This window comes from Actinomadura keratinilytica (genome assembly GCF_039539665.1).
In the GTDB taxonomy this organism is placed as follows: Bacteria; Actinomycetota; Actinomycetes; order Streptosporangiales; family Streptosporangiaceae; genus Spirillospora; species Spirillospora keratinilytica.
Window position 1 is genome coordinate 1 of the sequence record NZ_BAABDO010000003.1, and the last position, 19,815, is coordinate 19,815.

Annotated in this window: 19 protein-coding genes and 2 pseudogenes; 5 read left to right on the forward strand and 16 right to left on the reverse strand. The window is 72.5% G+C overall.

Annotated elements, in window-relative coordinates; translation table 11 throughout:
* From ABD879_RS01485 to ABD879_RS01490, 3 genes and pseudogenes are all read right to left on the reverse strand, one after another.
* Positions 1 to 219, reverse strand: a 219-nt coding sequence (locus ABD879_RS01485) for a hypothetical protein (RefSeq protein WP_345016603.1), incomplete at its 3' end; no start/stop codon positions are given.
* Positions 220 to 225: 6 nt separating this feature from the next.
* Positions 226 to 456: pseudogene (locus tag ABD879_RS32865) on the reverse strand (hypothetical protein); the annotation flags it as partial.
* Between the two features lie 6 nt (positions 457 to 462).
* Positions 463 to 1,935, reverse strand: a complete 1,473-nt coding sequence (locus tag ABD879_RS01490; RefSeq protein ID WP_345016605.1) for an MFS transporter — start codon at positions 1,933 to 1,935, stop codon at positions 463 to 465.
* A gap of 109 nt (positions 1,936 to 2,044) precedes the next feature.
* Between ABD879_RS01490 and ABD879_RS01495 the strand changes: the two genes are divergently transcribed.
* On the forward strand, positions 2,045 to 2,956 hold the full coding sequence (locus ABD879_RS01495; protein ID WP_345016607.1) for a LysR family transcriptional regulator: 912 nt from the start codon (positions 2,045 to 2,047) through the stop codon (positions 2,954 to 2,956).
* 178 nt (positions 2,957 to 3,134) lie between these two features.
* On the opposite strand, the gene ABD879_RS01500 is transcribed toward ABD879_RS01495, so the two are convergent.
* Entirely contained in the window at positions 3,135 to 3,539 is a 405-nt protein-coding gene (locus ABD879_RS01500) for a DUF1330 domain-containing protein (RefSeq protein WP_345016609.1), read from the reverse strand.
* A gap of 267 nt (positions 3,540 to 3,806) precedes the next feature.
* The gene (locus ABD879_RS01505; RefSeq protein ID WP_345016611.1) at positions 3,807 to 4,724 is read right to left on the reverse strand and encodes an RNA polymerase sigma-70 factor; all 918 of its coding nucleotides are present in this window, start codon (positions 4,722 to 4,724) and stop codon (positions 3,807 to 3,809) included.
* 191 nt (positions 4,725 to 4,915) lie between these two features.
* On the opposite strand from ABD879_RS01505, the gene ABD879_RS01510 reads away from it, so the two are divergent.
* Complete coding sequence (locus ABD879_RS01510; protein ID WP_345016613.1) at positions 4,916 to 5,401, forward strand: carboxymuconolactone decarboxylase family protein; 486 nt, start codon at positions 4,916 to 4,918, stop codon at positions 5,399 to 5,401.
* Between the two features lie 598 nt (positions 5,402 to 5,999).
* Here the strand turns inward: ABD879_RS01510 and ABD879_RS32870 are convergent.
* From ABD879_RS32870 to ABD879_RS01530, 5 genes and pseudogenes are all read right to left on the reverse strand, one after another.
* Entirely contained in the window at positions 6,000 to 6,395 is a 396-nt protein-coding gene (locus ABD879_RS32870) for a galactokinase family protein (protein ID WP_425549609.1), read from the reverse strand.
* Positions 6,308 to 6,819: pseudogene (locus tag ABD879_RS01515) on the reverse strand (galactose-1-phosphate uridylyltransferase); the annotation flags it as partial. The pseudogene ABD879_RS01515 and the gene ABD879_RS32870, both read right to left, overlap by 88 nt.
* 166 nt (positions 6,820 to 6,985) lie before the next feature.
* Positions 6,986 to 7,702 (reverse strand): UMP kinase, encoded by a 717-nt coding sequence (gene pyrH, locus ABD879_RS01520; protein WP_345016615.1) that lies wholly within the window; start codon positions 7,700 to 7,702, stop codon positions 6,986 to 6,988.
* Positions 7,703 to 9,987: 2,285 nt separating this feature from the next.
* On the reverse strand, positions 9,988 to 10,716 hold the full coding sequence (locus ABD879_RS01525) for a hypothetical protein (RefSeq protein WP_345016617.1): 729 nt from the start codon (positions 10,714 to 10,716) through the stop codon (positions 9,988 to 9,990).
* Between the two features lie 204 nt (positions 10,717 to 10,920).
* Positions 10,921 to 11,406, reverse strand: a complete 486-nt coding sequence (locus ABD879_RS01530; RefSeq protein WP_345016619.1) for a cytochrome c-type biogenesis protein — start codon at positions 11,404 to 11,406, stop codon at positions 10,921 to 10,923.
* A 215-nt stretch (positions 11,407 to 11,621) separates the two neighbouring features.
* Between ABD879_RS01530 and ABD879_RS01535 the strand changes: the two genes are divergently transcribed.
* Positions 11,622 to 12,341 (forward strand): class I SAM-dependent DNA methyltransferase, encoded by a 720-nt coding sequence (locus ABD879_RS01535; protein WP_345016621.1) that lies wholly within the window; start codon positions 11,622 to 11,624, stop codon positions 12,339 to 12,341.
* A gap of 98 nt (positions 12,342 to 12,439) precedes the next feature.
* Here the strand turns inward: ABD879_RS01535 and ABD879_RS01540 are convergent, their stop codons facing one another.
* Positions 12,440 to 12,907: a MarR family winged helix-turn-helix transcriptional regulator gene (locus tag ABD879_RS01540; protein WP_345016623.1), complete on the reverse strand. Its 468-nt coding sequence runs from the start codon at positions 12,905 to 12,907 to the stop codon at positions 12,440 to 12,442.
* 70 nt (positions 12,908 to 12,977) lie between these two features.
* Here ABD879_RS01540 and ABD879_RS01545 point away from each other — a divergent pair, with 70 nt between their 5' ends.
* Entirely contained in the window at positions 12,978 to 14,039 is a 1,062-nt protein-coding gene (locus ABD879_RS01545) for an amidohydrolase family protein (protein WP_345016625.1), read from the forward strand.
* A gap of 667 nt (positions 14,040 to 14,706) precedes the next feature.
* Here the strand turns inward: ABD879_RS01545 and ABD879_RS01550 are convergent.
* Complete coding sequence (locus ABD879_RS01550) at positions 14,707 to 14,985, reverse strand: hypothetical protein (protein WP_345016627.1); 279 nt, start codon at positions 14,983 to 14,985, stop codon at positions 14,707 to 14,709.
* Between the two features lie 254 nt (positions 14,986 to 15,239).
* Positions 15,240 to 16,040 (reverse strand): SAM-dependent methyltransferase, encoded by an 801-nt coding sequence (locus ABD879_RS01555; protein WP_345016630.1) that lies wholly within the window; start codon positions 16,038 to 16,040, stop codon positions 15,240 to 15,242.
* Between the two features lie 309 nt (positions 16,041 to 16,349).
* Between ABD879_RS01555 and ABD879_RS01560 the strand changes: the two genes are divergently transcribed.
* A complete protein-coding gene (locus ABD879_RS01560; RefSeq protein WP_345016632.1) occupies positions 16,350 to 17,084 on the forward strand; it encodes an SDR family oxidoreductase in 735 nt (244 codons plus the stop codon).
* A 53-nt stretch (positions 17,085 to 17,137) separates the two neighbouring features.
* Here ABD879_RS01560 and ABD879_RS01565 read toward each other — a convergent pair whose 3' ends face one another.
* The 3 genes from ABD879_RS01565 to ABD879_RS01575 are packed head-to-tail and all read right to left on the reverse strand — an operon-like array spanning position 17,138 to position 19,793.
* The gene (locus tag ABD879_RS01565; RefSeq protein WP_345016634.1) at positions 17,138 to 17,797 is read right to left on the reverse strand and encodes a response regulator; all 660 of its coding nucleotides are present in this window, start codon (positions 17,795 to 17,797) and stop codon (positions 17,138 to 17,140) included.
* Positions 17,794 to 18,951, reverse strand: coding sequence for a sensor histidine kinase (locus ABD879_RS01570; protein ID WP_345016636.1), 1,158 nt, complete (start codon positions 18,949 to 18,951; stop codon positions 17,794 to 17,796). Before ABD879_RS01570 ends, ABD879_RS01565 begins: the two co-directional genes overlap by 4 nt.
* Positions 18,948 to 19,793 carry a CPBP family intramembrane glutamic endopeptidase gene (locus ABD879_RS01575; protein ID WP_345016638.1) on the reverse strand — a complete coding sequence of 282 codons (846 nt, stop codon included), beginning with the start codon at positions 19,791 to 19,793 and terminating at the stop codon, positions 18,948 to 18,950. The genes ABD879_RS01570 and ABD879_RS01575 overlap by 4 nt, the downstream gene beginning before the upstream one ends.
* Positions 19,794 to 19,815: the final 22 nt, after the last annotated feature.

Below are 19,815 nucleotides of genomic sequence, written 5' to 3' on the forward strand. Positions count from 1 at the left end.
GCACTCGGCGGCCTCCCACCCGCCAGCCGCGTCACCAACCTGTCGGGACAGAACATCTAGGCGAGTGGCGTCGCGGCCTTGACGAGCGGCGCGGCCAGGTTGGCGGCGCGTGCCATCGACCTCGGCGGCGATCGCGGCGACGTCGCGGGTCCAGCCGGTGAGGCCGAAGAAGCGCCGGCCGAAAGTCAGGCCGGTGGTGCCCAGGCCGAGCCCGGCCACCTCGCCGGAGACCTCGTGGCCGGGGACGGCCGGGGCGCGGTCGCGGCCAGCCCGGTCGGTCCAGGTCCCCGGCCAGCTCGGCTCGCCCGGTGTGAACCCGGCCGCGTGGACCTTGACGATGACATCGTTCTCGGCGGCGTGCGGTACGGAACGTCTTCCAGGACGAGCCCGTCGCCCCCGGCCTGCGGGCTGCGGACGCGGATGGCCTTCATGCGAGCCCCTTGCCCAGTCGGTGATCGGATATCAGTGCTTGCGGACGAGCGGCGGCAGCAATGCCATCGCCGCCAGGGCGAGGGCCAGGTTGCCGACCAGCGTGACCGTGAAGGCGTCGGTGTAGGCGTCCGGCGCGGCGGCGGCGTCGTGCGTTCCGCCGAGCGCCGCGGAGAACAGCAGGCCGAGCACCGTGACACCGAGCGACATGCCCACCTGTCCCGCGGTCTCCAGCACGCCGCCCGCCGAACCGGCGCTCCTGGCGGGCACCCCGGCCAGGACGCTTCCCATCAGCGGGCTGACACCCAGGCCCTCCCCGAAGCCGATCACGGCCAGCGCCGGCAACATGATCCAGCCGGTCAGCCCCGTCCCGGCCGCCCACGCGGTGATCAGCAGCGCCAGCGTGCCCACGGCGTTGATCACGTATCCCCAGGTGAGCACATGGCGGCCGTACCGGCCCTGCAGCCGGGGCGCCAGCATCGAGGCCAGCGAGAACGTCACCGCGAGCGGGACGAAGGTGAGCCCCGCGGCCAGCGGGGAGTAGCCCATGCCGTTCTGCAGGTGCAGGGTGAGCACGAAGAACAGGCCCGCATTGCCGGCGAAGAACGCCACCGCGATCGCGTTGCCGGCCGCGAACGTCCGCAGCCTGAACAGCGCCGGGTCGATCAGCGGGCTCCCGCCGCGCGAGGCCAGGCGGCGTTCCCAGGCCAGGAACGCCGCGGCGGCGGGCAGGGCGGCGCCCAGCGAGAACCACGTCCAGGCCGGCCAGCCGGCCTGCTGGCCCAGCGTGAGCGGGCCGATCAGCAACAGCAGTGCGGCGCTGAGCAGGCCGACGCCGGCAAGGTCCAGGCTGCAGGCGTGCCCGGCGTCGCCGTCGGCGGTGTGCCCGGCCGGCAGGGTGCGGGCGGCACCGATCAGGGCGAGCAGTCCGAGCGGCACGTTCACCAGGAACACGTTGCGCCAGCCGAGCCCGAACAGGTCGAGGTGGATCAGCAGGCCGCCGATCGCCTGCCCGGCGATGGAGGCCAGCCCGATCGTGGCGCCGAAGACGGCGAACGCCGTGGCCCGGGCGCGGCCGGTGAACACGATCTGCAGCACTGCCAGCACCTGCGGATAGAACAGCGCCGCCCCCGCGGCCTGCGCCGCCCGGAAAGCGATCAACGTCACCGGATCGCCGGCGAGCCCGGCGGCCAGCGAGGCCAGCGTGAAGACCACCGTCCCGATCAGGAACAGCCGCCGGGCGCCGAACAGGTCGCCGAGCCGTCCGCCGGTGACCAGCAGCAGCCCGTACACCAGCACGTAACCGCTCACGGCCAGCTCGGCCTGGGCGAACGAGGCGTCCAGCTCGGCGCGGACGGAGGGCAGCGCCACGTTCACGATGAACGAGTCCATGATCGCCATGAACGTGCCCGTCATGGCGACCAGCAGGGTCCACCACTCCCGTCCGCAGATCCGCCCGTCCCGCCGCGCGGCCGGTGCCGCCGACGCTTCGCTCACTGCCGTCATCGCGACCTCACTCCGTTGCCGTCGTTCCTCGACACCTTCCAGAGCCTCGTCCGCGGGCAGGTCCGGAACAATGACGAAGCGGATCACGACCCATAAGTGAGAGTTATCGATGTTGGAGCGCCACGAGATCGAGAGCTTCCTGGTGCTGGCCGAGGAGCTGCACTTCGGCCGTACCGCCGAACGCCTGCGCCTGTCGCAGGCCCGGGTCAGCCAGACGATCAGGAAGCTGGAACGCCGGATCGGTGCCCCGCTGTTCGAGCGGACGAGCCGCCGGGTGACGCTCACTCCACTGGGCGCGCGGCTGCACGCCGAGCTGGAGCCGGTCGTCCGGCAGCTCGACTCCGCGGTGGAGCGGGCGATCGCCGCGGCCAGAGGCGTCCAGGGCGTGCTGCGCGTCGGCTTCCTCGGCACCGGAGCCGGCGAGCTGACCGCCGCGATCATGGACGGGTTCCGCTCCCGGCATCCGGGCTGCGAGATCCTGATGCGCGAGACGCACTTCGCCGACCCGCTCGGCCCCCTCCGCGACGGGGACGTGGACGTGCTGCTGACCCGCCTGCCGGTCGAGGAGCCCGATCTCACCGTGGGCCCCGTGGTGCTGTCGGAGCCCCGGGTGCTGGCCGTCGCCGCCCGGCACCCGTTCGCCCGCCGCCGCAGTGTCTCGCTCGAGGACCTGGCCCACGACACGGTCTTCGGCGTGACCGGGCCCGCGCCGCGGTACTGGTGGGACTTCCACGTCCCCGCCCAGACCCCCAGTGGCCGGACCGTCCCGAGGGGGCAGTCCGTGGCCACCTTCCAGGAGCTGCTCGCCCTGGTCGCGGCCGGGCAGGGCATCTCGCCGGTGGCGGCGTCCGTCGAGCGGTACTACGCCCGTCCCGACATCGCCTTCGTCCCGATCGAGGATGCCCCGCCGACGCACGTGGCCGTGGTGTGGCGTACGGCCGGTGTCACGGCGCGCGTCCGTGCCTTCGCCGAAGCGGCGGCGGACGCCGTCCGCGCCAACGGCGGCCCGGCCCGCTACTGACGCGGGGACGCGGCGGGCGGGGTTCACATCGCGGCGGTGTTCAACCACTCCCTCGGCGGCATCCTCGCCGACGAGGGCACCGAATACCGGAAGTTCTGCTTCGACCTGCCCGAGAACCGTGCGAGCGACGCCCCGGCGCACACGGCTCTCTGACGAGCGCGTACGCGCACGTCATGCATCACCTGCGCGAGCACGGCCGGGGCCATGCCAAGTCCAAAGCGGCCGCTGTCACTACGGGGGGCGAAGAGCGGCAGCGTCCGGCGGCGCGCAGTGCGGCGGCCATCTCGGCCGAGTCGTGGTCGGGGTCGGCGCCGTCCACGATGACCAGGTCGCCCTCGAGACGGGCGGTACGCAGCGGCTTGATCTCCTGATAGGCGGCCGAGTCGCAGGAGTCGCCTGCGTGTTTCGTCGACGGGGACTCCACCAGCACGACGTCCCCGGGCCACTGCCCCTCCCGGACCCCCAGCGCCCCTCCGTGCACGAGGAGCCGGCCCGGGCAGGGGTCCAATGCCGACCGGCCCCTCTCCAGGTACTCCAGCACCTCGGGGTGGACCTCGGCGGGCTTGCGCAGGTACGCGAGCATGTACGGACGCCGTCGGAGGGTCTCTCCAAGGCGCTTCACGCCCCGAGGCCGCCCGATCCGGGCCTCGGCGGCGCTGCCCACGACCTGACCGCCGCCAGCTGGGGTCGGACGAAGTGCCTTCGATGCGCCGGGGTACGCGGGCGGGCTCTGGGCACGGGCGCGACGGGGTCTTGGCGGGTGCGCGGGCCGGTCTGAGGCGGGTGTTGGTGTTCGCGATGTCCGCGATCGGACGCGCCCCGTTCTGGCGGGGCCGCTGAGGCGGGCGGGTCAGCGGGTCACGGTGGTCTCGTGGCCGATGTGGGACAGCTTCTCCGGGTTCCGCACGATGTAGAGGCCGGTGATCAGGCCGTCGTCGATCCGCAGCGCGACGACGCTGTCGATCTCGCCGTCGATCCGGACGAGCAGCCCGGGGCGTCCGTTGACCTGCACCGGCTCGTAGGAGACGGCGTCCGCCACCCTGGCCCGCCCGGCCTCCAGCAGGCGGGCCACCTTGCGGGCCCCCACGATCGGCCGCACCACGGCCTGCCGGACGCCGCCGCCGTCGCCGAGGAGGACGACGTCCGGCGCGAGCCTGTCGACGAGGCCCTGCAGGTCGCCCGTCTCGAGCGCCCGCCGGAACGCGTCGAGCGCCGCCTGCGACTCGGCCGGGGAGACGGGGACGCGCGGGCGGCGGGCGGCGACATGCGCGCGCGCCCGGTGGGCGATCTGCCGGACGGCGTCCCGGCTCTTGCCGACCGCCTCGGCGATCTCGTCATAGCCGAGGTCGAACACCTCGCGCAGCACGAACACCGCGCGCTCGGTCGGGCCGAGGGTCTCCAGCACCAGCAGCATCGCCATCGAGACGCTCTCGGCGAGCTCGACGTCCTCGGCGACGTCCGGCGAGGTCAGCAGCGGTTCGGGCAGCCACGGGCCGATGTAGGACTCCTTGCGGCGGCGCAGCGTCCGCAGCCGTATCAGCGCCTGCCGGGTGACGATCCGGACGAGGTAGGCGCGCGGCTCCCGCACCCCGGCGAGGTCGACGCCGACCCAGCGCAGCCACGTCTCCTGCAGCACGTCCTCGGCGTCCGCGGCGGAGCCGAGCATCTCGTAGGCGACGGTGAACAGCAGGTTGCGGTGGGAGACGAACACCTCGGTGGCCGGGTCCGCGGGGCGGGTGGCCGGTGCGTCGGTGTGCGGCTCGCTCATGGTCGGCTCCTGCCCGTCTCGGCTCGTCGTGCACGCATACGGTGCCGGTGCCCGCCGGTCCGTGACGCCCCGGGCCCGTGGCGTACGTCACACCGGTGCGCCGTCACGGGGCCTGGTCCGGCGGCGTCTCGTGGTCGTCAGGACGCCGCGCGGAGGCCGCGCGGCCCGCGCCCACCAGTGAGGAGCATGCCATGGAACCCCGATTCGACCTGTTCGCCAGCGAGACCGCGGCGAAGTTCGCCAAGCGCGTGTACGCCGCCGGCTCGGTCCTGGAGGCGTCGCCGCTGCCGAAGTCCGTCCGCGAGCTGGTGATGCTGCGCATCAGCCAGATCAACGGCTGCGCGATGTGCATCGACATCCACACCAAGGAGGCCGCGGCCGCCGGGGAGGAGGCCGTCCGGCTGCACCTGGTGGCGGCGTGGCGGGAGGCGACCGTGTTCAGCGAGGCCGAGCGGGCGGCGCTCGCGTTCGCCGAGGAGGGCACCCGGCTCGCGGACGCGGGCGGCGGCGTGTCCGACCAGACCTGGGCGCGGGTGCGGGAGCACTTCGACGACGACCAGGTCGGCACGCTGATCGCGCTGGTCGCGATGATCAACGCCGCCAACCGGATGAACGTGATCGTGCGGACCCCGGCCGGCTCCTACAAGCCCGGCATGTTCGCGAACGCGCTCGACTGACCGGACGGCCCGGCCCGCGGGCGGGGCGGGCCGGTCATCCGGCCCGCCCGGCGCCCCGCGACGGGCGCGCCATGTGGAAACCGGGCGCGGTGAACCCGCGCCATGCGAACGCGTCCAACACGGCGGCCTCGACGGCGCCCCGGCCGTCCCGCTCGACCGGCGCGAGCACCGATCCGCCGAAGCCGCCGGGCGATCATCGGGGCGCCCGGCCGCGAGCGCCGCATCGACGGCCGTGTCGAGTTCGGCGGCGGACACCTCGTAGTCGTCCCGGAACGAGGCGTGGGAGGCGGTGAGCAGCGGTCCGACCTCCCGGCGCCCGGCCCGCCCGCAGCAGCCCGGCGGCCGCAAGAACCCGGGTGTTCTCCCGCACGACGTGCCGGACGCGCCGCGCGGCAACGGGATCGGCGAGGCGGGCGAGGGCGCCGTCGAGGTCGGTCCCGTCGCGCAGGTCCGCGACGCCGAGGGCCCGCGCCGCCGCGGCGCAGGTCCGGCGGCGCACGCCGTAACGCGCCGTCCGCGTTCCGGTGCGGCGACCGGGTGTCGACCACGAGCAGGTCGAGCCCCGCGGCCCCGAAGTCGCACGGGACGGGCTCGGCGGTCAGGCGTCGCGCGCCGACGAGCATCTCCTCCGTGGAGGGACGCCATCTGGTCCATGACGCCGGCGGGCGCGCCGACGTACCCGTTCTCCGCGTGCGTGGGCTCCCCACCCGGTGACCTCGCCCGGGACCGTCGCGGCGGGGAACTCGACCGCGCCGTACCCGGCGGACACCGCCGCGATGCGGCCGTCGGCGCGGGGCCGGGCGCGCACGACGGTGCGGCGCGCCGGCGCGAAGCCGCCGCTGTAGTCGGTGTGCTCGCCGATGATGTCGATCCGTCCCGGCGCGGACCACACTCCGCCGCGCACGCTCACACCTCCCGCATGCGGCGCGCCGCCTGCTCGGGGAGGGCGTCGGCGACGAAGGCGCCCATGCCCGACTCGGATCCGGCGAGGCACTTCGGCTTGTCCGCCGACCGCCGGATCGAGAACAGCTGGAGGTGCAGGTACCCGAGGTCGTCAGGGTCGTCCACCGGGCCCTGGTGCCACGCGGCGATGTACGGCAGCGGCGCGTCGCACAGCCGGTCGAAGCGGGCCGGCAGGTCCAGGTAGAGCGCGACGAACGCGTCGCGTTCCGCGCGTCGAGGTCGGGGATCGTCTTCGCCCTGCGGCGCGGGTACAGGTGGACCTCCACCGGCAAGCGCTCCGCCGCCGGGACGAACGCGGTGGTCCAGTGCGCGTTCTCCGCGACGAGCCGGACGCCCGCGCGGCGCTCCGCGTCCAGCACGTCGGTGTGCAGGTCCCCGTACCGCGCGGCCGCCCCGAGCCTGCGGGACGTCCGCGGCGTCGTGAACGGGTGGGCGCGGATCTGGCCGTGCGGGTGGGCCCCCGGCCGTGCGGGCGACGGGCGGCCGACCGGCTGAGTCACGGTGCGCGGCACGTGCCCGGAGAGCCGGACGCGCCGCCGTGCCAGGGGTCTCGCGGTCGTCGCGTCCGCTGTTCGCGCGTGCGGGATGAGGCGTCGTCGGCGGCCGGTGAACGGCCGGAACTCATGCCTGGACGGTGGTGCCGATGTCCTCGCCGTTGCAGACGTCGAGCATGGCGCCGCGCCGGGTCACATCGAAGATGTGCATGGTGAGGCCCTGTTCGTGCGCCAGGATGAACGCGCTCCTGTCCATGATGGAGATGCCGCGCGTGATGGCCTCCTCGTAGCGCAGCGTCTGGTACCGCTCGGCGTCCGGATGCACGTTCGGATCGCGGTCGTAGACGCCGTCGACGCCGCGTTTGGCCACCAGGAGGGCGTCGGCCTCCAGTTCGAGCGCCCGCTGGACCGACGGGTAGTCGGTGGTGACGTAGGGCTGCCCGATGCCGCCCGCCAGCAGCACGATGCAGCCGTGGTCGAGGTGACGCATGGCCCGGAGCCGGATGAACGGCTCCGCGACCGACTGGATCGGAATCGCCGTCATGACCCGGATGTCCGCGTCGGTGCGGGCGGTCAGAACGCCGCGCAGCATCAACGCGTTCATCACCGTACCGAGAATTCCGATATTGTCGGCCTCGGCGTGGGAAATGCCCCAACTGGCGGCCATTCGACCGCGGAAGTAGTTGCCGCCTCCGATGACGACGGCAACCCGGATGTCGTTGTCGTACAGGGCGATGATTTCGTCAGCGAGCCGCTGCAGCATCTGCTGGCTGACGCCCCAACCGGACTCGCCTGCCAGAGCCTCGCCGCTGAGCTTCACGACGACCCTCTTGTATCGCGTCACAGGCGAACAGGCTAGCACACCCCTCTCGATTAGGCGTGCCGATCGCCACCATCCGAGCGCACGCTTGCGGGACATCTTATTGACCTCAGCCGTGTTCCCGAATGTCCGCTTCTACGGCCTGCTCGAATGAGGCCCGCATGTCGTCGCACATACACATCACCATGGCAGTGTCCACATGTCTCGCACGACAAGAAACGATCACCGGACGCGACATATACCGGCATCCGCGCCTCTACAAAAAAGCCGCCTGCCGAAATCACCAAGACGGGTTCTTGACCACTGCCTCGGCGGTTCTCCATGAGCGCGACGAGCAGCAGGGGCGGGTTCGATTCTCGCTGGCGCGGACTGGCGGGCACCGGACGGCATACCGCAGGCGCCCGCCGCTGACGGCAAGGAGTGTGTGGTGCAGCTCCCCCGGACATTGGTCCTGCAACAGCATCTGTTTCGCTGGTCTGGGGGCGTTCGGCCTCCCCATCGCACTGCACTGCATGAAGGTCGGATCCGGCGTGTCCACGACGGAGGCGAACTGCGGGCGGGCCGAGCGGAAGGCGTCGGCGGACGCGCGGGCCAAGTCCGTTGCATCAGAATCCCTCAACCGTGACGCAATGGTCCTGTGCGGCGGCGGATACTGCGCCCGGTCTTTTCGGCTCGGAGGCCACAGCCGAGCAGCTGACGTGAAAGACGGACGGCTCTCTCGGGAAGCGGCTCGCCGTCTGCACTACCCAAGAACATCGAGAAGACCGGCGGATCAGGCGATATCCCGTTCGCGATACCGCGACGACCGCCTGCCCGCCAACGTGGACAACAACTCCCGGACGCCATGGCCGAGATATTCGCCGCCACGCGGACCAGAATGCCGCGACGCGCCCTGATGCCGGAAAGCCGCGATCTCTTCGCGCTGTTCCGCTGCTGCGCGGAGAACGACGCGGCCGCCGCCATGACGATCGACGCCGACCTGTACCAAGTCGGCGCGGAATGGGGGGGACCGTTACCCGGACGCGGCCGAAGAAGCCGACACGGTGCTCCCGGTGTATCCGCGCCGGTGGTACGAGGGAGGCCCGACCGTCCCGCTGATCTACGCGGGCGTCGGGAACCGCGATACGGCTTCTTCGCGTCCATGATGAAGCGCCTGCCGACGGCCGGGAGGAGGCGTGGACGTACGGCGGACGCCGGGATCGCAGATGTCGCCCTGCCGACCGGCGAAGTGCGGCCCGCCGTGCCTGCGTGCGGCGGCGCCGCCCGCGGCCCGCTCCGTGGAGTCCAGGTCGATGCCCTCGGAGTCGAACACGGCCTCCGGTATGGCGGACGGAGGCCACGTGCCGGTGCCCATCCGGTGCGACGTCGCGCAGACAGCCACGTCACCTGCCGGAACGTCGGCAGCGACTCCATCTCGCCCCTCGCGACGGAGCCGGTTCCGCGTGGGCACCTCTCCTTCGGCCAGGCCGGCGGGTCGGCCCCTCCGCAGCGGTAGGTGCGCTGCGGTCGTGAGCGTCGGCGGGTTCCCCGAGCGCGCGAGGGACTGCGACGGATCTTGTGACATGGATCGGCGAATCGCCCGCACGGGTCGTCCGGATCCCCTCCGACGTGATGGAGCACGTGAGAGGACCGCACGCGCCGACACGTCCGACAACGCATCCCCGGTCGTCAGCGCCTCGTTCCTGAACGATCCCGTCGGTGAGCTCCGCCGACACGCCGGGATCGCGTCCCACCGGATCGAGACTGGGCAAGGGGGAGTTGACCATGCAGGCGGACCGCGTAGCGGCCTACCCCGCCGGGCATCGAGGACTGGCGGCGCGGCGGGGAAGCACGGGCGGTCCGGCTCCGAGCCGACAATGCCATGCCGCGACGGCGCGGAGCTGGGCGCACGGTCTCGGTCGGCGGCGTCTCCGCACCGATTTGCGGCCTCGCCACATGGTGATCTGCAGTGCGGCCCTGGACATGACACCGGGTTGCGGCCCTCAGGAGGTCGCCCAGGCGAAGCCGCCGGGTGCGGCTGGTGGTGGCGGGCAACGAGACCACCCGCAACGCCATCGCCCACGGCCTCGCACTGCTCACCGACCACCCCGACCAGCGCGGTTGATGATCGAACGGGCCTGCACCAGTGAACATCGCCTGTGGTCGAACAGCCAGAAGTCCGCGCCGGGCGGCATCACGTCCCCTGCCTGGTCACGACGCTCTGGGACGTGAGCATGTGCTCCCACAGGAGGCAGTCCGACGGCGGTTCGCGGGTCATGCGGGCGTGGAAGCCGAATCGGCCCGCCGTGGGCGGCGATGTCCCGTCGCGGCTACGAACCGCGAAGCCGCGCGACCTCCGCTTCCAGTTCGCGCACTCTCGCCTCCAGCTCGGCTCTCGTGGGCTTCCGCGGCTTGGTGGACCGGCGGGGTGGCGCGGCAGGTGACGGCTTGGCCGGACCAGGCGGCTCCTCCACGAGGCCGACGGCCTCGCCGTCCACGATGGTCGCCGGATCGAGACCGCACTCGGGGCACGAAGTGGAGCCCGTGAACGCCGAGTGAAGGGTCTTGTGCGTGTAGTGCGCCTGCTCCTCCACGACGTGGCCGCAGTACAACCGGAGGCGCCACCGCATCAGTTCATGGGGCTGCTTCGGAGTCCCGAGGAGGCGGCCGATCTTCTCGATCTGCCGTGGCGACAGCGGCGGCGGCGGGCAGCACTTGCCGCAGTGCATGGTCAGCGATCCCGAGACCGAGTGGCGATGAGAGCGGCAGTCGCCGTGCGCCTTCTTGAACCGCGCCTCCTCAGCGTCGTAGCGGGCGCGCTCCTCCTCCGTGAAGTACATGGTGCCCTTGAAGTCCCAAGGTTCCCCGTCTCGATACGGGAGACCGCAACCGGGACACGGCTCTCCCGCGACGTAGGCTTCCCACGTCAACGGAGCGACATCGCACCGCACCGCTTCGCGGATGCGCTCGGCCGTTTTCTGCGCCCGCTCGTGCTTCCTGGTCAGTTCGAATGGCGCGTCGAGGTCGCCGCGCCGTTCGTACTCGGTGAGGTCGACCATGGTTCGACCGTAGAGGCATCCGCCGTCCGACGTTCGAGGATTCACCTGATCGCCGCCAGAACCTCTCCCAAGACGGCGTCGCAGCCCAGCGCCAGGGGCACGCGCCTTTCGGCCAGGCGGCCCCCGAACCGACCAGCGGCGCCATCGCCGCAGAAATGCCGCGTGATACGGCAGATCACCGCCCCTGCTAGGCCAGGGAGCGTGTCAGACCCAGCGGCCGTCCTTGGTGTTCGGGACGAACACCCTGTGTTTGAGGTATCCGGGCCAGGCGGACCCGTGACCGGCGAACCCCTTTTCCTGGCCGGCGGCGCAGGCGAGCAGCCAGCCGGTGATGAACGTCAGGCTTCCGCCGCCGTACGCGATGGACAGCACGACGGGACTACCGGGGTCCAGCATGATCAGGCAGAACACCGGTACCGTGGCGATCAGGAAGACGACGGCCGCGATCAACTGGCGGACCCGCCTTCGCCGCGTCGCCGCGATGCTGTGCACGGCATAGGTCAGCGTTTCCTGGCACACCGGACACCTGACGGTGTGCCGACGGGCTGGTTCTCCGTCCTCGGGCCGTTCGACGTCCCAGATTCGGCCGCTGTAGTTCCAGGCGATGGTGGTGAACGACACCGGGCGCCCGAAGAAGTTCTGGCGATGGCCGAGCATTGCGCGCTGCTGTCGCTCGATCGCCATCGCCATGCCGTGACTCCTTCGGATCGCTCTCACCCGCATCCTCGCCAGAGCCCAAAGCCGCGGTCAACTGCGCCCACGCCGTCGCCTTCGAAGTGCGCGCTCCACATCCGCTCGCAAGAAGTCGGCTGACCTGGGGTTACGTCAGGGTGCACGGCCGATGTCGGCGCGGGCCGCCGGATGGCCGCGGCACGCGGCCGAGGGCCCGGAAGTAGGCTTGGGCGGTGTTCTCGCCCAAAGGCCCCTCGCTGCGTGAACTGACGGTGCAGGCGCTGTCCTCTGTCGAGCGCGGCTACGACCTGCTCGCGCCGAAGTTCGACCACACGCCGTTCCGCACTCCGGACGCCGTTCTCGACGCGACCGCCGACGCGCTTCGTCCGCTGGGGCCCTTCGGGCAGGGTTTGGACGTGTGCTGCGGCACGGGTGCGGGCATGCGGGTCCTGCGCCCCCTGTGCCAGGGGCGGATCACGGGTGTGGACTTCAGCGCGGGCATGCTCGCGCAGGCGCGCAGGGCGCACCCGGAAGCCGAGTGGGTGCGGGCCGACGTGCGCGACCTGCGCTTCGCCGGGGACTTCGACCTCGCGGTCAGCTTCGGAGCGCTCGGGCACTTCCTGCCCGCCGAACGTCCCGCGCTGTTCGCCGGGGTGTACCGCGCGCTGCGGCCCGGCGGGCTGTTCGCCTTCCCGATCGGCGCTCCGCAGCCCGCCACCTCGCCCTGGTATTGGGCGCTGCTCGGGTTCGACCTGGCCATGCGGGTCCGCAACGCCGTGTGGCGTCCCCCGTTCGTCATGTACTACCGCACGTGCCCGCTGCACGCGGTCCGCGACGACCTGTCGGCGGCCGGATTCACCGTGACGACCGCTCCCCTGACCGCCCTGGGACGTCGCGAGGACGGCAGCCCGCGCTACGGGCTCGTTCTCGCGCGCAGACCCGGCGCGTCCTGACCTGCCCGCAGCGGCCGAACCGCGCTCACCTGATCGGGGCCGTGTCCGCACGGGCGAGCGGCACCGGCGGACGACCAGCTCGTCCGGCGAGGCTCGGGTCAGGAGGGTTCCTCCGCCAGGCGTCGCAGCAGGTCGACGAGGTGGCGGCGCTCGTCGCCGGTGAGCCGGCCGAAGATCTCCTCCCCCGTCCGCTCGGCGATCCGGCGCGCCTTGTCCAGGGTCTGCTCGCCGCGGCCCGTCAGCACGATCTGGTACGCGCGGCGGTCCTGCGGCGCCCGCCGGCGGGAGACCAGCCCCTTGTCCTCCAGCTCGTCGATGATCCGCACCATCGTGGACTTGTCGATGCCGATACGGGCGATCAGGTCCCGCTGGCTGACCGGGCCGTACAGGGGCAGCGCCAACAGCACGGTGAGTCCGCGGACGTCGATGCCCAGCGGACGCAGGGCCTCGTTGATGCGCGCCCGGCTCCTGTTGTGGGCCTCGGCCAGCAGCATGCCGAGCCCCACCTGATCGGCGGCCGGGCTGTCCTTCCCGGACAGCAGGCGCTCGAGCAGGTCCTTCAGCATGCGCCCAGTCTAGTAGCACCTGATATAGTCTCAGCCGAGATTATCTCACGAGTCTTCAGTAGGAGCACTCATGCCCGAGCTGACCCGTCGGAGCACCCTCAAGCTGACCGCGGCGACCGGGATGGCGGCGGCCGTCACCGCCATCCCGGTGCGCGGCGCCGCCGCGAGCACGCACCGCCCCTCGTACGGACGCATCGACACCCACCACCACGCCGTGCCGCGCAGGATGCGGCTGTGGGCGGTCGAGCAGGGCATCATCCCGCCCACCGGCGGCCCCTCCTGGGCCCACTGGACCCTGCCGAGCACACTGGAGACCATGGAGGCCAACAACATCGCCGTGGGCGTGGCCTCCGCGCCCGTGCCGGCCGAGGTGTTCGCGGACCGCAAGACCGCCGAGTCGGGCGTGCGCGTGTGCAACGAGTCCCTCGCCGAGCTGGTACGCGACCATCCCACCCGGTTCGGCTTCTTCGCCAACGTGGCCATGCTCCACCTTGACCTGGCGCTGCAGCAGATCGAGTACGCGCTGGACGAGCTGGGCGCCGACGGGGTGCTGCTCAACACCTCGGCCGCCGGGCACTACCTCGGCGACCCGATGTTCGACCCGCTGCTGGCCGAGCTCGACCGCCGCGGCGCCGTCGTGTTCGCCCATCCCTTCGCACCGAAGGGGATCGTCGAGGTGCCCGAGGTCGGAGAGTGGCTGGGCGACTTCCTGCTCGACACCACGCGGACCGCGCTCAGCCTGATCGCCGCCGGGGTCCTGGACCGCTACCGGCGGCTATCGATCATCTTGTCGCACGCGGGCGGGTTCCTGCCGTACATCGTCGCCCGCGTCGAGCGCTGGGGCAGGGAGGACGGCGGGCCCGACCCGGCGCGGACCTGGCGAGCGCTGCGGCGCTTCTACTACGACACGGCGCTGCCGATGTCCCCGTACGCCACCCCGACCCTGCTCAACGCGGTCGGCGCCGACCGCGTGCTGTTCGGCACCGACTGGCCCGCCGTCACCGCCCCCGAGGTGAGGCGCGGCACCGTGGACTTCGACCGCGACCCCGGCGTGGACCGCCGCGCACACCGCGCCATCGCCCGGGACAACGCACTGCGCCTGCTGCCCCGTCTCGCAAGCAAACTGCAGTGAGCCACGTCCGCGATCAGCGGCTTCGGTGCCGATGACAGCGTGACGACGGCCGACGCGGCACAGGCCGTCCCCTGCCGCCAAAGCCCTCGCCGATCAGGGAATGCCGCTCGGCGACCGCCACCGAGGCGACGGCCCCGAGCCTCCGCTTCGGCGATTCAACGCAGGTCGCGCACGTGACGACGGTAGGGACCGGTTCGCCGGTGGCCATGAGACCGTCCGGATCGGCAGAGCCGATGTTCCCGCACTGCCCGGCCGGTGAACACCGTGGCCTCCGGGATCACCGTCGCCGGCGGGGTCGATGTCCCCCGGCCCGCCGCGGACCATGCTCACGGAGTCGCACCGCGACCGGATGAGTCTCGTCCTGCGCCGCTGCCTGCCGGGATGTCCGGCGGGCAGCGGCGGCGAGCGGCATGGCGCGTGCGCCGCTCGCGCCGGGGCTGCTGCGCCTGTCCGCCCCTGGTGTCCCGGATAAGCCGACCAGCGGCGCGGAACGCCTCCGGGTCCGGCCGCCCGACCTCGAACCTGCGGAGCGACACCGCTGCGGGCGTGCCGCAGACACCGGGGAACGTTCGGCGGGGACAGGCCCAGCGAAGGCAGCGGGCAGTCCTGTCGTGACGCAAGTAGCGGCGGGAGGGACCGGGCCACAGCAGCCCCGATACGGCCACCGTCACCCCCAGCCGATGACGACGAGCGTGCGGAGCAGGAGCCGGTCGTCGGCCGCGAACACCACCGGCCTGCCGACGAGCTGCACCGCCAGCAGGCCCGTCAGCCGGTTCCGGGCCCATGAGCACGGCCGCCGGAGGAGCAGCGCCGGCCATGCGCAGGCCACGCCCCAGACCAGGTGGAAGACGTCCGTGAGTCCCTGCGGCGGATACAGCCAGGCGAACACGTGCCCGACGAGCAGCACCGCGATGCCGGCCAGCGCCCAGCTGACGGTCGCGGGCACCCGGACGGACTGAGACGCGCCGGCGCGGGCGCCCCTTGGATCGCGCATCGTTCTGCCCTGTGTTCGCGGATGCCGCCCGTATACATCTTATGAGAAACTCTCATCTGAGACTATCTCGCCGTGGTTAGATTCCCGGGCGGCATGGAACGAAGGGCGCGCCGCCAGGCCGGTCGATGCGCCGACGCGGCGATCGGCCACACGGGCGGGACGATGCAGGCGCGGTCGCGGGACGCGGCCGCCGCGGCCGAGGTCGGCTATCGCACCGGCTTGCGGGCGACCCCGCAGACTCCCAGGTCCGCGATCTCGTCGCCCGGCTCCTCCCCGTCGGGATCCAGTTCGGGCCGCCAGAGGTGCGCTGCGACCAGGCCCGGCTCGAGCAGCTCGAAGTCGCCGAACAGGGCCTTGATCTCGTCCCTGTCGCGCAGGGTGCCCAGGCCCATCGCCTGCTGGTACGCGGCGGCGACGTCGCGCAGCGCCGGGAGCACGTGGCTGATCGACAGGAAGCTGCCGGGGGCCAGCCGGCCGCAAAGACGGGCCAGCAGTTCGGCGGGCTGCGGGTCGGGCAGGAAGTGGAACAGGGCCAGCGCGCTGACGGCGATGGGCCGGGTGAAGTCGAGGGTCCGGGCCGCCTGCTCGATGATGCGGTCGATGTCGACGACGTCCGCGTCGATGTAGTCGGTGGCGCCCTCGGGACGGCTGGTCAGCAGCGCGCGGGCGTGGACGAGCACGATGGGGTCGTTGTCGACGTACACGACCCGGGACTCGGGGGCGATGCCCTGGGCGACCTCGTGCAGGTTGGGCGAGGTCGGCAGTCCGGTGCCGAGGTCCAGGAACTGCCGGATGCCGTAGTCGCGCGCGAGCAGCCCGACAGAGCGCACCAGGAACCTGCGGTTGGCCCGCGCCAGCGGCCGCAACTGCGGGCAGATGCCCAGCACCCGCTCGCCGAACTCGCGGTCGACGGTGAAGTGGTCCTTGCCGCCGAGATAGAAGTCGTAGACCCGCGCGGGGTGCGGCTCGTCAGTACGCAGGTCCGCAGAAGGGGGGAGCTCTGTCATGGGGGTCGCTTCCCGGAGCCGACGCCGTCTCTACGGAAGTAGCGTATCGACGCCGGACGGCGGATCACCTCGGCCCGTGCGGAGATGAAGCGCCCGGCGACCGCGACCGGCCGCACGACCTGCTCCATCTCCGCGCGAGCGACGAAAGTCACACCGGGAGTCTCGGCTCCGGTCCACCGCCCTCCGGCGGGGCCGGCTGTCTCGTGCCCGTCCGGGAGGGCCGCGGAGAACGGGCGGGCGGCATGTGCGGACGCGGGATCACCTGCCCTTGGCGGGGTAGAACGCCCAGGTCGGAGGGAAGGAGAGGCCATGAGGATCGCAGTCATCGGCACCGGTCTCATCGGCTCCCAGGTCGTGCGCGACCTCGTCGCGGCCGGGCACGACGCGGCCGGGCACTCCCGCTCCACCGGGCTCGACCTGCTCACCGGCGCGGGCCTCGACGAGGCGGTGCGCGGCGCCCGTGCCGTGGTGGACGTGAGCAACTCGCCGACCTTCGACGAGGCGTCCCTCGGCTTCTTCCGCGCCTCGGCCGGCCACCTGCTCCCCGCCGCCGCGAAGGCCGGCGTCGGGCACATCGTCATGTTGTCGATCGTGGGCGTCGACCGGGTGCCCGGCCTGGCCTACTACCGGGCCAAGACGTTGCAGGAGAACCTGGTGAAGGCGGGGCCCGTCCCGTATTCGATCGTGCGCGCCACCCAGTTCATGGAGTTCATTCCGGCGGTACTGGACGCGACCACCGACGGCGGCGTCGTGCGTCTGCCGTCCACCCCGGTCCAGCCCATCAGCTCCGCCGAGGTCGCCGCCGCGGTCGCCGAGGTCGCCGCCGGGGACCCGCTGCTGGGCACCCGCGAGATCGCCGGGCCCGAGGTCTTCCCGCTGGACGAGCTCGGCCGCATCACCCTGGAGGCGACCGGCGACGGCCGCCGCGTCGTCACCGACGAGACCGCCGGCCAGTTCGCCGCCGCCGAGGGGGACGTGCTCACCGCGTCCGATGGCGCCCGCATCGCCGCCACGCGCTACCGCGACTGGCTGCGAACCCGCTGACGGGGCGCCGGCTGACAGAGTGCCCGGCCGAAGGGGCGTCCGACGCGGCGGCCTCAGGTCACCAGGCCCCTGCGGTAGGCGTAGACGACCGCCTGCACCCGGTCGCGCAGGTCGAGCTTGGTGAGGATGCGCGACACGTACGTCTTCACGGTCTCCTGGCTGATCACCAGCGTCGCGGCGATCTCGCTGTTGGACAGGCCGTTGGCGATGAGGCGCAGCACCTCCAGTTCGCGCGGGGTCAGCGCGACGTCGTCCGGCGTGGCCTCGGCGGGCCGGATCCGCGCCGCGTACTTGCCGACGAGCTGCCGCGTCACCTCCGGGGCCAGCAGCGCGGCGCCGGTGGCGACGGTGCGGATGCCGTGCAGCAGCTGCGCGGGCGGGGCGTCCTTGAGCAGGAAGCCGCTCGCGCCCGCGCGCAGCGCCTCGTACACGTACTCGTCCAGGTTGAACGTCGTCACCACGAGCACCTTGACGGGCTGCTCCACCCCGACGCCGGCGAGCAGGCGGGTCGCCTCGATGCCGTCGAGCACCGGCATCCGCACGTCCATGACCACCACGTCCGGGTGCAGGCTGCGGGCGAGGTCGACCGCGGTGCGCCCGTCCTCGCACTCGCCCACGATCTCCATGTCGGGCTGCGCGTCGATGATGGTGACGAATCCGGTGCGGATCAGCGCCTGGTCGTCGCAGACCAGGACCCGGATGGGTGCGCTCACGACGGGCTCCCGGCGGGGATGCGGGCGCGGACGACGAAGCCGCCGTCGGGTCGCGGGGCCGCGGTGAAGTCGCCGCCCAGCGCGTCGATGCGCTCCCGGAGCCCGGCCAGGCCCCGCCCGCTCCCGCCGGGGGACGCGGCGCGCGAGCCGGTGCCGTCGGTGCTGACCTCCACGGTGATCTCCTTCTCGCCATGGCGCACGCCGACCGCCGTGCGGCTGCCGTGGGCGTACTTGAGGGCGTTCGTCAAAGCCTCCTGCACCACCCGGAAGGCCACCAGCTCGGCGCTGCCGCCGACCTGCGCCGGAGTGCCCTCCATGGTGAACTCCACCGGCTGCCCCGCCCGGCGCGTCTGCTCCACCAGTGCGTGCAGGTCGCCGGTGGTCGGCGTCCGGTCGCCGGTGCCCTGGTGGTCGGGGTTGAGCACGTCCAGCAGGTGCCGCAGGTCGGTGATGGCGCGCCGCCCGGTGTCGGTCACGGCGCTCAACGTGGCGTCGAGACGGTCGGGGGCGGCGGTCAGGTACCGGGCCGCCTCGGCCTGCACCACCATGGCGGTCACATGGTGGGTCACCACGTCGTGCAGGTCGCGGGCGATGCGGGCGCGTTCGGCCGCGCGGGTGGCCTCGGCGACGCGGCGGCGGCGTTCGGCCTCGGCCAGCCGCGTGGAACGCAGCCAGGATCCGATGCCCCACGCGCCCGCGAGCGTCACGTAGAACATCACGTACTCCGCCACTCCCGCAGTCGAGCCGAGCCGGTCGAGCGCGACCGCCAACGGCACGTACGCCGCCGACAACCCGATCGCGGTGAGGCGGCGGCGGCGTTCCAGATGGGCGCCCGCGCTCAGCAGCGCGACCGGCAGCGCGGCGCCCGCGTACGCGTGGTAGCCGCGGAGCTGGTCGACGGCGAAGCCGAGCACCACCAGCAGGAGGCAGACCGCCGGCCACCGCCGCCGCACCGCGAGCGGCATGCCCTGCAGGGCGACCGCCGCGACGGCCAGCGCGTCGTAGGTCCTGGCCGGCGCCTCGCCGATGCGCGTCCCGTCGCCCTGGAGCGCCGGCAGCAGCGACATGACGGTGAGCAGCAGCGCGAGCGGCAGGTCCCGGACCGTGACGTCGCACCGCCGCCACAGCTCCGGGATGCGCCGAAGATCGGTCACTGGGAGAGGGTAGCGGTCGCGGCGGCCCGGGCGGAGCGCCGGCGGGGAACGATGTTGCCGCGCCGGCGGGCCAGCCAGAGGAACACGATCGTCACCAGCACGCCGAAGGTGATGGCGGGCGGGCTGGCCTCCGGTCCGAACGCGCCGCCGGTGTAGAAGGCCGGGCCGGAGATCTCGCTGCGCAGCAGCCCCTCCGTCGCGCCGTTGCCGGACACCTCGGTGCTGAAGATGCCGGCCGCGGCGAAGTTCCAGCCGAAGTGCAGGCCGATCGGCACCCACAGGTTGCGGGTGGCGGCGTAGGCGGCGGCGAGCATGCCGCCGGCCTCGATCATGATGGCGACGGCGCCCCACAGGCTGGCGTGCGGGTTGGCCAGGTGGAAGGCGCCGAACAGCACGCCGGTCAGCGTCATCGCGATCCAGGTGCCCAGGCGCTGCTCGATGATGCGGAACAGCACGCCGCGGAACATCAGCTCCTCGGTCGTGGCGGCGGCGGCCATGAAGCCGACGAACCCGATCGCGCCCTCCACCGAGCCCAGGCCCTCGACGTGGTAGGCGCCGTTGAAGGCGATGTTCCCGATGACGGCCGAGAACATCGCGACGCCGATCACCAGTCCGCGGCCGAAGGCGGGGACGGCGCCCTTGCCCGCCACCTCCTCCGGCGCGCGGCGCTCGGTCCACCGCACCACCCATCGGTAGACGACGACCGCCAGCACGGCCGTCGCGACGCCGACGACCATGGTGAGCGGCCCGTTCCCCTCGACGGCGGCGGCGCCCGTGCTGCCGACGAAGGCGACCGCGGCGACGGCCGCGAACTGCGCCAGCAGTTGCCCCAACACTCGCATGACGACTCCTTAGCGGGATCGC

Excerpts from the sequence above, each read along its gene's own strand:
- ABD879_RS01490 (WP_345016605.1), bottom strand. The coding sequence starts at position 1,935 with ATGACGGCAGTGAGCGAAGCGTCGGCGGCACCGGCCGCGCGGCGGGAC.
- ABD879_RS01495 (WP_345016607.1), top strand. The coding sequence starts at position 2,045 with ATGTTGGAGCGCCACGAGATCGAGAGCTTCCTGGTGCTGGCCGAGGAG.
- ABD879_RS01500 (WP_345016609.1), bottom strand. The coding sequence starts at position 3,539 with ATGCTCGCGTACCTGCGCAAGCCCGCCGAGGTCCACCCCGAGGTGCTG.
- ABD879_RS01505 (WP_345016611.1), bottom strand. The coding sequence starts at position 4,724 with ATGAGCGAGCCGCACACCGACGCACCGGCCACCCGCCCCGCGGACCCG.
- ABD879_RS01510 (WP_345016613.1), top strand. The coding sequence starts at position 4,916 with ATGGAACCCCGATTCGACCTGTTCGCCAGCGAGACCGCGGCGAAGTTC.
- ABD879_RS01525 (WP_345016617.1), bottom strand. The coding sequence starts at position 10,716 with ATGGTCGACCTCACCGAGTACGAACGGCGCGGCGACCTCGACGCGCCA.
- ABD879_RS01530 (WP_345016619.1), bottom strand. The coding sequence starts at position 11,406 with ATGGCGATGGCGATCGAGCGACAGCAGCGCGCAATGCTCGGCCATCGC.
- ABD879_RS01540 (WP_345016623.1), bottom strand. The coding sequence starts at position 12,907 with ATGCTGAAGGACCTGCTCGAGCGCCTGCTGTCCGGGAAGGACAGCCCG.
- ABD879_RS01545 (WP_345016625.1), top strand. The coding sequence starts at position 12,978 with ATGCCCGAGCTGACCCGTCGGAGCACCCTCAAGCTGACCGCGGCGACC.
- ABD879_RS01555 (WP_345016630.1), bottom strand. The coding sequence starts at position 16,040 with ATGACAGAGCTCCCCCCTTCTGCGGACCTGCGTACTGACGAGCCGCAC.
- ABD879_RS01560 (WP_345016632.1), top strand. The coding sequence starts at position 16,350 with ATGAGGATCGCAGTCATCGGCACCGGTCTCATCGGCTCCCAGGTCGTG.
- ABD879_RS01575 (WP_345016638.1), bottom strand. The coding sequence starts at position 19,793 with ATGCGAGTGTTGGGGCAACTGCTGGCGCAGTTCGCGGCCGTCGCCGCG.